Here is a 13,936-nt window from a genome sequence, read left to right as displayed (position 1 = left end):
TTAGCCACTGTCTTCTGTAAATTCAACCAAGCTATCTTTTCTAGTTACGGTTTATCCTCCAGCTCCCAATTACCCAGTGTTTCACCTTTGGCTTTGGAGCGCTCACGGCAGGGGAAGGGGCCCTATTTGAGCGAGGCCTCGTCTCGGGCATCGGGCATCTCGCTGTGCAATTGAAGCTGCCATCGCTGCGCTGCAGGCTGCCCTTCGGGCACCGCATCAATTACAAGGCGCTCTTTTTCGAGGGCCCCCACCCCCACCCAAGGACTGGATACAGTTCCACTAGCCACTGCTGTAGCTATGCAACAAGTATAACTGTCCCCTTGAGGGGACTACAGGGGTGTTCTACTTCTGCGGATATTTTCCCATGCCTGTAGCCTCTGTTTGTACAACTTAAACCATACTCCCTCTCCTGTTTTTAGGAGAGGGAGTATGGTTTTTTAGAGGAGTTTGGGGTGGGTTGAACAGAATAGCATTTATACTTGATACGTGGCAGTCAAACAACATCAAGCCAAAATCTACAACCAAGTATAAAAAGGAAAAGCAGGCTACAAAATAACCTGCTTTTGGCCGTGTATACCATATACTAAACTAAACTCTAAAACAATCCTGGTGTAGTGGCTCCTGCCATACTTCCCTTGGTGGCAGATAGCACCCTGTGCCTCATCTGCTTGACCTTACAAAGGTACGCCGCTCCATTGGCCTTTTCTGTTGAGAAGTATCAATGGGATTAGTGACGTTCATCATCATTTGCCGCGGCCTTGCCTGCTACTTTTGTGCCAAACCATTTAAAGAAAATTGTGATGGAAGCCGCACTCCAAACCAATGTTCAGACCTGCTACCACTGCGGGGATTCCTGTGTGGATGAGCTCGTTCTAGCAGACGACAAAGCCTTTTGCTGCGCCGGATGCAAAACCGTGTATGAACTGCTGGAGGAAAACAACCTCTGCACCTACTATAATTTAGAGCAAAATCCAGGCATTTCCGGAAAGGCGCAGGCGTCAGATGCACGTTTTGCTTACCTGGATGATGCGGGCGTGGAAACGCAGTTGCTTAACTTCCGCAACGACACCATTTGCAAGCTGACGTTTTACGTGCCGCAGATGCACTGCAGTTCCTGTATCTGGTTGCTGGAGAACCTCTTTAAGCTGAACACTGGAATTTCAGAATCAACCGTAAATTTCCTGCGCAAGGAAATATCACTTACTTATTTTCACCAGCAAACCAGCCTGCGCGAGGTAGTAACGCTGCTGGCACGACTCGGCTATGAGCCGGCTATCACACTGGCCGATACCGACGGAAAGAAAATCCAGAGCCAGAGCCACACCATCATCTACAAGCTCGGTATTGCCGGTTTCTGCTTTGGCAACGTGATGTTGCTGGCTTTTCCGGACTACCTTGCCGTAACCGAAGGGCTGCAGCGCAGCTTTGGCTCCTTCTTCGGCTACCTGAGCATCATTCTGTCTATCCCGGTGTTCATCTACAGCGCGCGGGGTTTCTTTACTTCGGCCTGGGAAGGCATCAGACAGCGTTACATCAACATCGATTTCCCGATTGCGCTGGGACTTATTTCGTTGTTCTGCGTGAGTTTGTATGAAATCATCACCGGCACTGGTCCCGGCTACCTCGACTCCTTTACAGGCCTTGTGTTCTTTATGCTGATCGGCAAATACTTTCAGCAGAAGACCTACGATACGCTCTCCTTCGACAGAGACTATACTTCCTACTTTCCGGTTTCAGTAACAGTATTAAAGGACGGAAAGGAAGAAGCCACTGCTGTACGGAACCTGAAAGTGGGCAACCGCATCCGTGTCCGCAACCAGGAGCTTATACCTGCCGATGCGATGCTGTTGCGCGGACAGGCCATGATCGATTACAGCTTTGTTTCCGGTGAATCAGAGGCGGTAGAAAAAGTGGCGGGTGAAGTGATTTACGCTGGCGGACGACAGGTAGGGGAGAGCATTGAGTTGGAGGTGGTAAAAGAGGTGTCGCAGGGCTACTTGACGCAGCTCTGGAACGACGGCGCCTTTTCCAAGAAAGAAGCGCATTCGGTAGAGACGTACGCCAACACTGCCGGGAGGTGGTTTGTAATTGTGACGCTGATCGTGGCTGCCGGAACGCTCTATTACTGGGTGCCGCGCGATATGGACATGGCAATGCGGGCTTTCACATCGGTACTGATTATTGCCTGCCCTTGCGCGCTTTCGCTGGCTACGCCATTTGTGCACGGCCATACTTTGCGGGTGTTCGGCAAGAACAAGTTCTTCCTTAAAAACACTTCGGTAGTAGAAACACTAGCCAAAATAGACACGGTGGTGTTTGATAAAACCGGCACACTCACCGAGCTAAGCGCTGCCGAGATCAGCTACACCGGCAAGGCATTAACAGCGGAGCAGGAGCGAAGAATACTTTCCGTGTTGCGCCACTCCACGCATCCGCTAAGCCAGCGCATCAGCGAAAATCTGAAAGATAAGCCGCTGCCGGTGGAAAACTTCAAAGAGTATACCGGCCAAGGGTTGAGCGGTGAGGTGAACGGGCAGCTCGTGCGGGTAGGCTCTGCTGCTTACCAGGGCATTCCCGCCGATAAAACCTCTGACAACCTAAAAACTACCGTTTATGTATCGCTGGACGGGGTGGTGCTGGGCTACTATACGTTTTATAATGTGTATAGAGAAGGCTTGAGAGGAATCCTGCAGGACCTGAGCGACAAGAAGATTGCGGTGCTATCCGGTGACAACAACCATGAGGAGGACAGGCTAAGAGCTTTGTTGGGCGAGGAGGCCGAACTGGTGTTTAATCAGTCGCCGGTGCAGAAGCTACAGAGCATACAGGCGCTTCAGGAAAAGCACCAGCACGTACTGATGGTGGGCGACGGCTTGAACGACGCAGGCGCCCTGAAGCAAAGTGATGCGGGCATTGCCCTTACCAACAGCGTCACCAACTTCTCCCCATCCTGCGATGCCATACTGGACGCGACGGCCTTTGGCAAGCTGAGCAGGTTTTTGGCCTTTTCTAAAAAAACCATGAACATCATCCTAGCGACGTTCATCGTGTCGCTGTTCTACAACGTGATCGGTCTGACGCTGGCGGTACAGGGACTCTTTTCACCTATTGCCTCCGCCATTCTGATGCCGATTAGCTCCCTTAGCGTGATTGTGTTTGCCACACTCTCGGTGAAATTTGTCGCCAAAAGAGCTGGGCTATAAAGGAAGCTCAGAATACCTCGCGGTGTCCGAAGGTCCCGCGAGTGTCTGAGCCACGGAGCAAAAGCCTTTCAAAGCCAGACACTCGCAGGAGCTGCGCACGCTGTGAGGTCTTTTGGAAACTGCTACAATTCATAATTCTTAATTCGTCATTCATAATTACAAAGCCATGTACATCATATTCTTCATGATAGCGGTCAGCGTGTCGGTAGCGGCGCTGTTTCTCGGGGCATTTCTGTGGGCAGTGCGTTCCGGCCAGTACGACGATGACTATACGCCAGCTGTGCGCATGCTCTTTGACAACGAAACTGTGGCCGACAACAAAGGCAAGGGACAAACTGACGCGCAACCGCGGGCTTAGCGCCTGCTTGCCAGTAGTGGCCGTTACGCTCATCTTATTCTTGGGCACTAAATCAGCAAATCATACTTGCAGAGTGGTCTATGGTGCTAGCGCCAGACAGGTGGGTTAGCAAGTATAAAGTGCATCTCCAGTTGCTATAGGCTCTTTTCTGCCACCGCCGCCCCTGCTGTTGACATCAATCAATCCCTCAGTTGACTTTTGTCATCTTTTCAGAGCCTGCTCTTCCCGAATTTTGAAACACCAAAACAGACATCCAAAAGCTGAAAACAAGCATGCGGAACAGCCGCTTCGGGGGCTAAGAAAAACTTAAACATCACACAACACTATTAAACAAAATGGAGGACACCGCACATGTCAACTAATGTAGCTGAAGTCTTAGAAACCGCACCCGATAAGCTGAAGCCGAAAGGCAGAAACACGGGAGCCACCGACACGTTCTTCTATGACAATAAGATCGTTCGGGATTTTGGTATAGCCACTGTGTTCTGGGGCATTGCCGGTATGCTGATCGGGGTGATCATCGCCTTTCAGCTGGCAAACCCGGACGTAAACATGGGCAACCAGTACACTACGTTTGGCCGCGTTAGGCCACTGCACACTAATGCCGTTATCTTCGCCTTTGTGGGCAACGCCATCTTCATGGGCGTGTACTACTCGCTGCAGCGCCTTTGCAAAACCCGCATGTACAGTGACCTGCTTAGCAAGATTAACTTCTGGGGCTGGCAGCTGATCATCGTATCGGCCGTAATTACGCTTCCGCTGGGAATAACCACCTCCAAAGAGTATGCAGAGCTGGAGTGGCCGATCGATATTGCCATCACGCTGATTTGGGTGGTGTTTGGCTGGAACATGTTCGGGACACTTGCCAGGCGCCGTGAAAAGCACATGTACGTAGCCATTTGGTTCTACATTGCCACCTTCCTGACAGTTGCTGTGCTGCACATTGTAAACTCTTACGAGATGCCGGTTAACCTCTTCAAAAGCTACTCTGGCTACGCCGGGGTGCAGGATGCGCTGGTGCAGTGGTGGTACGGCCACAACGCGGTTGCGTTTTTCCTGACAACGCCGTTCCTGGGCCTGATGTACTACTTCCTGCCGAAGGCTGCGAATCGCCCGGTATACTCGTACCGCCTGTCCATCATTCACTTCTGGTCGCTGATCTTTATCTACATCTGGGCTGGTCCGCACCACTTGCTTTATACTTCATTGCCTGACTGGGCACAGTCGCTGGGTGTGGTGTTCTCTGTAATGCTGCTGGCTCCGAGCTGGGGTGGTATGATTAACGGTCTGCTCACACTGCGCGGCGCCTGGGACAAGGTGCGCGAAGAACCGGTGCTGAAGTTTATGGTGGTAGCTATCACGGCTTACGGTATGGCTACGTTTGAAGGGCCGATGCTGTCGCTGAAAAACGTGAATGCCATCGCCCACTTTACCGACTGGATTGTAGCGCACGTGCACGTGGGTGCCTTGGGCTGGAACGGCTTCCTGACATTCGCCATGCTGTACTGGTTGTTCCCACGCATTTACAAAACGCAACTGCACTCTAAGAAGCTGGCTAATGCGCACTTCTGGTTGGGCACATTAGGAATCCTGTTCTATGCCATCCCAATGTACTGGGCGGGTTTCACCCAGGGCCTGATGTGGAAGCAGTTCACTCCGGAAGGAACGCTGCAGTACTCTAACTTCCTGGAGACTGTGCTGCAGATTGTGCCGATGTACTACATGCGCGGCATAGGTGGCATCCTTTACCTGAGCGGTGTATTCCTGATGGTGTACAACCTGTACAAAACTACTAAATCAGGAAGCCTGGTAGCAAACGAAAGAACTGAAGCTCCTGTGGTTGTGAAGACTGAAAGTGCCAACGCTGGCCACTGGCACTCCTGGATTGAGAAGCGCCCTACGCAGATGGCTATCTGGGCGACAGTTGTTATACTTATAGGTGGTCTGGTAGAGTTCATTCCTGCCTTTGTGATCAAGTCGAACGTGCCGACCATTGCCAGTGTGAAGCCTTATACTTCGCTGGAGTTGCAGGGCCGCGACCTGTACATCAAGGAAGGTTGCGTGAACTGCCATACCCAAATGGTGCGCCCGTTCAGATCAGAGACAGAACGCTACGGCGAGTACTCCAAAGCAGGTGAGTTTGTGTACGACCATAACTTCCTGTGGGGCTCCAAGCGTACGGGTCCGGATTTGCACCGCATCGGCGGCAAGTACCCGCACTCCTGGCACTACAACCACATGCTCGACCCAACCTCCATGTCACCAGGCTCTATCATGCCGTCTTACCCGTGGCTGTTTGAGCAGGATGTGGACCTAAGCACTACACAGGATAAGCTGGAAGTACTGAAAGGCCTGGGAGTTCCGTACGAGGACGCCTACATCGCCAACGCCAACGAGGAGCTGATGGAGCAGGCAAAGGGTATTTCCGCAGATCTGGCCAAAGAAGGCATCGAGGTAGCGCCTGAAAAGGAAATCGTAGCTCTGATTGCTTACCTGCAGCGCCTGGGCACGGACATCAAAGTGAAAGAGGTAATTGAAGAATAATTGAGACACAAGACACAAGTAGCAAGACACAAGACCAAAATTCTGAAAGTACACATCATCTAAAAGTCTTGTGTCCTGTGTCTTGCTACCTGTGTCCAAATTCAAAAAGTTATGTATAAAAATGTTTTGCAAGCCATAGAAGGCATCGAAATATACCCGCTTATCTCGTTCAGCATCTTCTTCGTGTTTTTCCTGGGCCTAATCGTCTATGTTGTCTTTATGGATAAGAACTATACCCAGGCCATGAGTTGCATTGCCTGCGATAACGAGGAGGAGGACAATACCATACTTGAAAATACAAGAAGATGAGCCTGATAAAGAACATTTTCCGAAAAAGCAGCCTGGCCCTGGTGGCTGGCCTGCTGCTGTTGGGCGCTCCGGCAGCCAAGGCCCAGGATGCCGTAGCCGGGAAGGCTATTTTTGAGGGCAATTGCGCCGCCTGCCACAGCATGGATGCTGACGTAGTAGGTCCGGCACTAAAAGATGCTCACAAGCGTCGCGGAGACGAGTGGCTGGTGAAGTTCATCAAGAACTCACAGGAGATGGTGCAGGCAGGCGATAAAGACGCGGTGGCCCTGTACGAGAAGTTTAACAAAGTACCGATGCCAGCCTTCGCCAGCTCCCTGTCTGACGAGGATATTACTAATGTGATCGCCTATATAAAGGCAGAAAGCGACAAACCTGTGGCGGCGGTAGCCGAGACACCTGCCACACCAACCGCTGATCCCGGTGTGGCGGTTGCTCCGCATGAAGTAGCATTCTCTGACCTGCCTTTGGCCGTGCACATAACCATTGCGCTGTCTGGTATTATTATCCTGCTGATTATCGCGGTGCTGGTGATGCTGTTCCGCCTGTTCGTGCCGATGCTGGGCGACTCTATTTACGATGAGGATTTCCGCAGCTCGTTTGCAGGCCGTGTGCTGTTCCTGATGCGCGGCGACACTACCCTAATGACTGGCAAAGCCAAAGACGAGATCCACTCGCACCACGATTTTGACGGCATCCAGGAATACGATAACGACCTGCCGCCTTGGTGGAAAACCATGTTCTACGTGAGCATTGTGTTTGCCATCAGTTACATGCTGCATTACCATGTGTTCAATACTGGTGCGCTGCAGGCAGAGGAGTATGAAATGGAAATGGAGCAGGCCGCTATACTTGCCGCCATGACGCCTGATGACCCGAACGCTGTGACAAACTACGAGGTGCTGACAGACGCCGTTGCCTTAGAAGCCGGACAGGCGATCTACAACGCCAACTGCGCTGCCTGCCACGGGCAGGAGGGGCAGGGTACTGTAGGACCAAACCTGACAGATGAGTACTGGCTGCACGGCGGCGATGTGAACGACATCTTCAAAACCGTGAAGTATGGCGTGCCTTCTAAAGGCATGGTGCCTTGGCAGGGCAAACTGACCAAAGACCAGATGCTTGAGGTATCCAGCTACATCCTGAGCCTGCAGGGCACCAACCCAGCCAACGCGAAGGAGCCGCAGGGCGAAAAGATGTAATAGATTAAATTGAGTTTCGAGTGTTTTTTTAGCGTTGCAGGCCTTTAAATTAATGTGCCTGCAACGTTTTTTTTGTTGCCTCCTCCAGTGCAGCCCCTGCTGCTGACCAGGATCAACCTAGTTAATGATGCTGGTCATCTTTTGCCACAGGCAGAATGCGGATTTTTGTAAAAGAATTTTAGAGATGCATTGAAGAAGACCAGGTGAAAAAGCTTGTTCCATTCACTCACTCAAAATTCAACTATTCAAAATCAATTAACAGGCAGGACTAATCTCCGCACAATTTTATCACTGCCATGGCACTTAAAACGAAACCAACCGATGAATTTCGGGACCACATCTCGACAGTAGATGACCAGGGGAAGCGCATTTGGGTGTACCCTAGAAAGCCGAAGGGCAAACTGTACGATTACCGCAAGTATGTCAGCTACCTTCTGCTGGCACTCCTTTTCGCCGGGCCGTTCATCAAGATCAACGGCCTGCCGCTGCTCATGCTGAACGTGGTGGAGCGGAAGTTTGTGATATTTGGGGTGCTGTTCTGGCCGCAGGATTTCTTTTTGCTGGTGCTGGCATTCCTGGCCCTCGTGGTATTTATCATACTTTTCACGGTGGTGTACGGGCGTGTTTTCTGTGGCTGGATTTGTCCGCAGACGATCTTCCTGGAGATGATTTTCCGCCGTATTGAGTATGCCATTGAAGGCGATTACACGAAGCAGAAGGCACTGGATAAAATGCCCTGGAATACGGAGAAGATCCTGAAAAAAGGCAGTAAGACAGTTGTTTTCCTGCTGATCTCTTTCCTGATCGCCAACATATTCCTTGCCTACATTATTGGTGTTGACGAGCTGCAGAAAATAGCAACCGATGGTCCGCTGAACCACCTGGTTGGCTTCGGAACGCTAATAGCTTTTACAGGCGTGTTCTACTGGGTGTTTGCCTACTTTCGGGAGCAGGTGTGCACCATTGTCTGTCCTTACGGCCGTTTGCAGGGCGTGATGCAAGACAAGAAAACAGTGGTGGTGGCTTACGATTATAACCGTGGCGAGCCGAGAGGCAAACTACGAAAGAACCAGGAGCGCACCGAGGGCGACTGCATCGACTGCAACCAATGCGTGCAGGTTTGCCCGACTGGTATAGATATCCGCAATGGCGCGCAGCAGCTCGAGTGCATTAACTGCACAGCCTGCATCGACGCCTGCAACGACATCATGCGCATGATCGATAAGCCTGAAGGTTTGATTCGGTACGAGTCGGAGGAAGCGCTGGAGACCGGCAGGAAGTGGACCTTTTTCACCACGCGTGTCATGAGCCTGACGGGCGTGCTGGCTATACTTTTGGTAGCGCTGACAACTTTGCTCATGACGCGTGACGAAGCAGAGGCAACCATTCTGCGCACACCTGGGCAGCAGTACCAGAAGACAGAGGAAGGGCATATCAGAAACTTGTACAACATTTCTGTCATCAACAAAACCAACCACAACCTGCCGCTTTCGCTGAAGTTGCTCGACAAAGAGGGAACCATCAAGGTAATCGGAAGTGAGTTGGTACTGCCAGCACAGGGAATTGTGGAGGGGATTTTCTTCATGGAAATTGCCCAGGAACAATTAACCGGCCTGAACTCTGAAATTGAAGTAGGCGTGTTCCACGGCGATGAACTAATCACCACCACGGATACCAAGTTTATGGGGCCAGCCAAATAATTATTAAGCTGCTAGAACGGCAAAGTATAAAAGTGATATCAAATGAAAACTGCAGATAAAAATAACAGCTTCACCCTCTGGCCATACGCGATCGTTGTATGCATGGTGCTGTTCATGGGCTACATTGCCATGTTCGTGTACCGTGCCATGAACCAGGATGTGGACCTGGTAAGCACGAACTATTACGAGCAGGAAATTAAGTACCAGGACCACATTAATAAAGTTGGCCGCACAAAGGCTGCCGGAGATGTGGCCATCAACTACAACGCGGAAAACAACAGCATCCTGGTGCAGCTTCCGCAGAGCCTGAAGGGGCAAGCCATACTTGGTACGGTTAACCTGTTCCGCCCTTCCGATGATAAGCTGGATCAGGAACTGCCCCTGCAGCTTGGCCGTGACATGAGCCAGTTGGTGGAGACAGCAGAACTGGAGAAAGGCCTGTGGAAGGTGCGCGTCAACTTTACGGCTCAGGATGAAGCCTACTTCGCTGAGCAAACCATAACAATACAGTAGCCATGATCTGGGCTGGATTTATATTTGGGTTAGTTGGTAGTTTCCATTGTGTAGGGATGTGCGGCCCTATAGCAATGGCGCTACCCTTTGTCGGGAGTACCGGCTGGCGTTACTACGCTGGCCGGCTCCTGTACAACAGCGGCAGAATTGTGACCTATGCCTTGCTGGGGGCACTGGCCGGTGCCTTTGGTGAAACCCTGCAGCTGGCGGGTTTGCAACAAACTGTATCCATTCTTTCTGGGCTGCTTATACTTTTATTGCTGGTACTGCCTGCTACACTTAAAGGTAAATCAGCAAGTATTCTTGGTACCGATAAGTTGATGGCGTGGGTGCGGAAAAAGCTGGGCTACTACTTCCAGAAAAACTCCCTTTCCTCGCTATTTACGGTTGGTCTGCTAAACGGCTTGCTGCCCTGCGGCTTTGTGTATATCGCCCTGGCGGGTGCTATCAGTGCACCCGGAGTACAGGGTTCTATGCTGTACATGGCGCTGTTTGGCCTGGGCACTTTTCCGCTCATGTTCCTGGTGTCCTTGTCCGGCAAGCTAATCAGCCTGAAAATGCGCAGCTTCTTTAACCGTGCTGTGCCATATGTCGGAACGACGCTGGCGGTGCTTTTCATCGTTCGCGGGCTGGGGTTGGGCATCCCATACTTGAGCCCAGAAGTAGTGGAAACTCCTACGCATAAAACAGAAATGAGCTGCTGCAGCAAGCCTGTTGTGGCAAAGGCCGAGCTACCGTAACGAAATAGACTTAACTCAAAAGCGAATTATAAGATTTTATCACCTTCAACTATGTGCAAGACAAAAAATGTGAAGCGCGTATTAGTGCCTGTAAAGTTCGACAAAGCAGGCAAAAAGTTGCTGCGCTATGCCGGGCACTTAGCCAATGCCCTTGGGGCAGAGCTGCTGCTGTTGCAAAATTCCCATACCAACGAGCTAACCTTTACCCAGCAAAGCAGCTTCCTGCAGCAACTGCGCACGTTCAGTATGCGCATTCTAGGAGAGGAGCAAATGTCGGGAGCCAAACAAGTGCCTTTTCAGTGCGTGGTGCGGCCGGGCCAACTGCGTGAGTGTATAAATGTTATCATCAGGGAGTATGCCATAGATATGGTGCTGATGGAGACGTGTGTGCTGCACCAGGAAGAAGGGCACAATGACCCGGATAACGCAGCCGCCATTATGGAATTGGTCAAATGCCCGGTGATGGTGGTGCCGTGCACGGCTACCTATAAAAAGCTGGAGAACTTGGTGTTTGCCACCGACTTCACCGACCAAGAGGCCCACGTGCAGGAGCAGATCGTGGCTTTTGCCGAGCAGGCCGCTGCCCGGCTGACACTGGTGCAGGTATACACCAAAGCAGAGCGCCAGCAGCTAAGCAGCTACAAAGCCGCCATGCTGGCGATAGAGAAAAAGCTTAGCGGCAAAAATGTGACGCTGAAAATGCTGGAGGAGGAAGATACCCTGGAGGGCATCAGTGACTTTGCCGAGAGGTCTGCCGCCAGCATGCTCGTACTGGCCACGCAGGATAATTTCATGCTTAAACGTCTGTTCAGCAGCAACTACATTAAAACAATGGCCTACCACACCCGCAACCCAATCTTAACGTTCAGGCAGCAAAAGAAAAAGCCCTGCTCAGGCTGCTGCGCCAATTGTGCCAGCAAAAAAACAGCACTACAAGCAGAAGCACCTGCATACCAGCAGGTTTTTGTGTAGTAGGAGCGGTCTTCAATAGCTTTTCAAGCGCCACCTAAACAAAATACCCTCATCACTTCAAACTGATGAGGGTATTTTTATACCTAATATGTGTTTCAAATCAGATAAAGGAGGAGCGGCAAATTCAAAGTACTGCTGAATTGTAAGCAATTCAGGGCGGTGGTCAAAGCGAAGACCTCTTTAAACATATAGCCGGCATTGGAGCTTGTACTGTTGTGAAGGAGAATAAGCATAGCTGGTACACAACGGAATAGCGCTGGCAGTGAGTAGTGATGTCATAGCCGAAGCAAAGTCTTTTACGTTACATCCATCAGCAGGAACAGAGATTGTCAGGTGAACAAATCATCAGAGGTAAGAGAGATTAGATGTTATCTAAAACGTGTAAATATGGCATTCGGGCGGCAGCTTACGTTGCGCTCAAAGCCAGTGATGGGGTAAAGCTGAGCGTAAAGGAAATCGCGAAGGAGGTGGATGCACCCGAGGCTTTCACAGGCAAAATCCTGCAGCTACTGAACAAGCAACACATCATCACCTCCCAAAAGGGGCCACATGGTGGTTTTTATGTGGAGCGATTTCAGCTGGACCAACCCATCATTCATATCGTGAATGCTATCGATGGCATGGCCATTTTCCAGGAGTGTGGTCTTGGGCTCAGGCAGTGCTCCGAAGTACATCCCTGCCCCATGCACGCTACCTTTAAAGTAGCGCGGGAAGCACTGCTGGATGTTTTTCAGAGCACAACCCTTGGGCAGCTGGCAGGTGGGGTGAAAGACGGTTCCTCTTACATTAATAATGCTTTAGGAGCTGATTGGTAGTGGGGTACGTGTGCCGCGGCTGAGCCAGTTCCGCCACAAAGTGGTTGCGCTCTATTTTGGAGCGAAGAAATCAGAGCAGTTCTGCTTTCGTTAAACCTGTGGGTTATAACGTATGGGAGAGGGCCTCGATGGCTTTCACTGTTTCGTCTGGTGAAGTACCAAGGCCCTGCTGCTGGTAAACTAACTCTCCCGCCGCATTGAGCACCGAAATTGTGTTGGAGTGGGAAATGTTTCCCTTGAAGTCGTTCTTATACTTCACATGCAGTAATGCTGCCAGTTCCTGTATGTTCTCTGGTTCGCTGGTGAGCAGGTTCCATTTGGCTGGGTTGAGGTTGTGGCCCTTCGCAAACAGCTTCAGCTTTTCTGGCGTGTCGTTGGCAGGGTCGATGGTGACGAGCACGATGCCCAATTCAGTGTCGCTATACTTGCTCAGACGGCTTTCGAGTACTTTCAGGTCCTCCATGGTTCTGGGGCAGGCATAGCTACAACTGGTGTAGATCATCGAAACCAACTGCACTTTTCCCCGCAGCTTCTCCAGCTTCACAAGCTGCCCCTGCTGGTCTGTCCACTCCGCATCCAGGTGGTACAGCGACATGTCCGTCAGGGCCCCTCTTTGCTGCGCCTGCGTTTTGGATGTGGCTGGTGTAGCCATATGCTGGTCGTTCGGCTGACAGGCAGCCAATCCGAAACCAAAGGCGAGAAGTAGAGGATAGGTGAAGCGTTTCATGCATTTTTTGTTTTTAGGCTGTTTAATTTATACTTCTGTTGCCTTCTAGCGGCGGGCTACCTGTGCTTTAGTGCTTTGGGCGCAACGGAAACCGAGGTTTCCCACGGTGTAGTTGGCCTTAAGGCTGGAGCGGAAGGCGTACCGCATGAAGGCAACATAGTTCTTCAGGTCAGTGGCATTGCTGGAACCGCCGCCGCAAAACTGCTGCTCCCCGTTTTTGCCTGTACCGCGGGCATCGACTACCAGCATGGCTGAGTTAAAATCTGCTGTCCATTCCCAGACCAGGCCAATCATGCCAAAGACACCATAGTAGTTGCGGAAACTCTTTTGCACAGGCGGCAGGTACTGCGGGTTTGGCTGGCTATACCACTCTAGGCTGCGCTGGTAAAAGCGCTCGTCGTTGGTGGCATCGGGTTTTGTTTCGGAGGCCAGTGCGGCATACTCCCATTCGTTCACCGTTGGCAGCCGTTTTCCCTGGCACTCGCAATAAGCCTTGGCCGCAAACCACGACACGTTGATCACCGGACTGTTGCTGATCTTGGCAGCCTCTGCGCCTATACTTGCATCCGATGCCCAATGGCGGAGGTAATTCTGATCGGCAAACAAACGCTTCACCTTTGACTTCTGCCACTGCGGGTTCTGCTTCACGAAAGCGAGGAATTCTGCGTTGGTAACAGGGTATTTATCTAGCTGAAAGCCTTGTACCGCTACAGGTTCTTTTTCAGAACCATAGAGCGGCACAAACGTGCCGCTCTTTATTCTGGCCATCGCTGCAGTACCGCTTTGCTGTGCCGTTTCCAGCAGGCTGCTGCTCCAGAGCAATAGGAAAATCAAAAGCTGTCGGGCCATGGTTTTA

At 51.3% G+C, this 13,936-nt stretch carries 13 protein-coding genes; 10 read left to right on the top strand and 3 right to left on the bottom strand.

Going from position 1 to position 13,936, the window contains the following annotated elements:
* Positions 1–122: 122 nt before the first annotated feature.
* Positions 123–287, bottom strand: a complete 165-nt coding sequence (locus tag A0W33_RS20795; RefSeq protein ID WP_157577979.1) for a hypothetical protein — start codon at positions 285–287, stop codon at positions 123–125.
* Positions 288–800: 513 nt separating this feature from the next.
* Between A0W33_RS20795 and A0W33_RS00485 the strand changes: the two genes are divergently transcribed.
* The 10 genes from A0W33_RS00485 (at position 801) to A0W33_RS00440 (ending at position 12,353) form a co-directional block, all read left to right on the top strand.
* Entirely contained in the window at positions 801–3,203 is a 2,403-nt protein-coding gene (locus A0W33_RS00485) for a heavy metal translocating P-type ATPase (RefSeq protein ID WP_068836342.1), read from the top strand.
* A gap of 166 nt (positions 3,204–3,369) precedes the next feature.
* Positions 3,370–3,561 carry a cbb3-type cytochrome oxidase assembly protein CcoS gene (ccoS, locus tag A0W33_RS00480; protein WP_068836341.1) on the top strand — a complete coding sequence of 64 codons (192 nt, stop codon included), beginning with the start codon at positions 3,370–3,372 and terminating at the stop codon, positions 3,559–3,561.
* Between the two features lie 351 nt (positions 3,562–3,912).
* Positions 3,913–6,105, top strand: a complete 2,193-nt coding sequence (gene ccoN / locus A0W33_RS00475) for a cytochrome-c oxidase, cbb3-type subunit I (RefSeq protein WP_068836340.1) — start codon at positions 3,913–3,915, stop codon at positions 6,103–6,105.
* Between the two features lie 111 nt (positions 6,106–6,216).
* Positions 6,217–6,414 (top strand): hypothetical protein, encoded by a 198-nt coding sequence (locus tag A0W33_RS00470; protein WP_068836339.1) that lies wholly within the window; start codon positions 6,217–6,219, stop codon positions 6,412–6,414.
* Positions 6,411–7,613, top strand: coding sequence for a c-type cytochrome (locus tag A0W33_RS00465; protein WP_068836338.1), 1,203 nt, complete (start codon positions 6,411–6,413; stop codon positions 7,611–7,613). The genes A0W33_RS00470 and A0W33_RS00465 overlap by 4 nt, the downstream gene beginning before the upstream one ends.
* Positions 7,614–7,909: 296 nt before the next feature.
* Positions 7,910–9,313 carry a cytochrome c oxidase accessory protein CcoG gene (gene ccoG / locus A0W33_RS00460; protein WP_068836337.1) on the top strand — a complete coding sequence of 468 codons (1,404 nt, stop codon included), beginning with the start codon at positions 7,910–7,912 and terminating at the stop codon, positions 9,311–9,313.
* Positions 9,314–9,355: 42 nt separating this feature from the next.
* Entirely contained in the window at positions 9,356–9,826 is a 471-nt protein-coding gene (locus A0W33_RS00455; RefSeq protein WP_068836336.1) for a FixH family protein, read from the top strand.
* 2 nt (positions 9,827–9,828) lie between these two features.
* Positions 9,829–10,566 carry a sulfite exporter TauE/SafE family protein gene (locus tag A0W33_RS00450; protein ID WP_071890006.1) on the top strand — a complete coding sequence of 246 codons (738 nt, stop codon included), beginning with the start codon at positions 9,829–9,831 and terminating at the stop codon, positions 10,564–10,566.
* A gap of 51 nt (positions 10,567–10,617) precedes the next feature.
* Positions 10,618–11,538 (top strand): universal stress protein, encoded by a 921-nt coding sequence (locus A0W33_RS00445; protein WP_068836334.1) that lies wholly within the window; start codon positions 10,618–10,620, stop codon positions 11,536–11,538.
* 365 nt (positions 11,539–11,903) lie between these two features.
* Complete coding sequence (locus A0W33_RS00440) at positions 11,904–12,353, top strand: RrF2 family transcriptional regulator (protein WP_068836333.1); 450 nt, start codon at positions 11,904–11,906, stop codon at positions 12,351–12,353.
* Positions 12,354–12,456: 103 nt separating this feature from the next.
* Here the strand turns inward: A0W33_RS00440 and A0W33_RS00435 are convergent, their stop codons facing one another.
* Positions 12,457–13,080 (bottom strand): SCO family protein, encoded by a 624-nt coding sequence (locus A0W33_RS00435; protein ID WP_068836332.1) that lies wholly within the window; start codon positions 13,078–13,080, stop codon positions 12,457–12,459.
* Positions 13,081–13,125: 45 nt separating this feature from the next.
* On the bottom strand, positions 13,126–13,929 hold the full coding sequence (locus A0W33_RS00430) for a formylglycine-generating enzyme family protein (protein WP_068836331.1): 804 nt from the start codon (positions 13,927–13,929) through the stop codon (positions 13,126–13,128).
* Positions 13,930–13,936: the final 7 nt, after the last annotated feature.

Source organism: Pontibacter akesuensis (assembly GCF_001611675.1).
In the GTDB taxonomy this organism is placed as follows: domain Bacteria; phylum Bacteroidota; class Bacteroidia; order Cytophagales; family Hymenobacteraceae; genus Pontibacter; species Pontibacter akesuensis.
This window is presented reverse-complemented; position numbering and strand designations above follow the sequence as displayed.

Excerpts from the sequence above, each read along its gene's own strand:
- A0W33_RS00485 (WP_068836342.1), top strand. The coding sequence starts at position 801 with ATGGAAGCCGCACTCCAAACCAATGTTCAGACCTGCTACCACTGCGGG.
- ccoS (WP_068836341.1), top strand. The coding sequence starts at position 3,370 with ATGTACATCATATTCTTCATGATAGCGGTCAGCGTGTCGGTAGCGGCG.
- ccoN (WP_068836340.1), top strand. The coding sequence starts at position 3,913 with ATGTCAACTAATGTAGCTGAAGTCTTAGAAACCGCACCCGATAAGCTG.
- A0W33_RS00470 (WP_068836339.1), top strand. The coding sequence starts at position 6,217 with ATGTATAAAAATGTTTTGCAAGCCATAGAAGGCATCGAAATATACCCG.
- A0W33_RS00465 (WP_068836338.1), top strand. The coding sequence starts at position 6,411 with ATGAGCCTGATAAAGAACATTTTCCGAAAAAGCAGCCTGGCCCTGGTG.
- ccoG (WP_068836337.1), top strand. The coding sequence starts at position 7,910 with ATGGCACTTAAAACGAAACCAACCGATGAATTTCGGGACCACATCTCG.
- A0W33_RS00455 (WP_068836336.1), top strand. The coding sequence starts at position 9,356 with ATGAAAACTGCAGATAAAAATAACAGCTTCACCCTCTGGCCATACGCG.
- A0W33_RS00450 (WP_071890006.1), top strand. The coding sequence starts at position 9,829 with ATGATCTGGGCTGGATTTATATTTGGGTTAGTTGGTAGTTTCCATTGT.
- A0W33_RS00445 (WP_068836334.1), top strand. The coding sequence starts at position 10,618 with ATGTGCAAGACAAAAAATGTGAAGCGCGTATTAGTGCCTGTAAAGTTC.
- A0W33_RS00440 (WP_068836333.1), top strand. The coding sequence starts at position 11,904 with ATGTTATCTAAAACGTGTAAATATGGCATTCGGGCGGCAGCTTACGTT.
- A0W33_RS00435 (WP_068836332.1), bottom strand. The coding sequence starts at position 13,080 with ATGAAACGCTTCACCTATCCTCTACTTCTCGCCTTTGGTTTCGGATTG.
- A0W33_RS00430 (WP_068836331.1), bottom strand. The coding sequence starts at position 13,929 with ATGGCCCGACAGCTTTTGATTTTCCTATTGCTCTGGAGCAGCAGCCTG.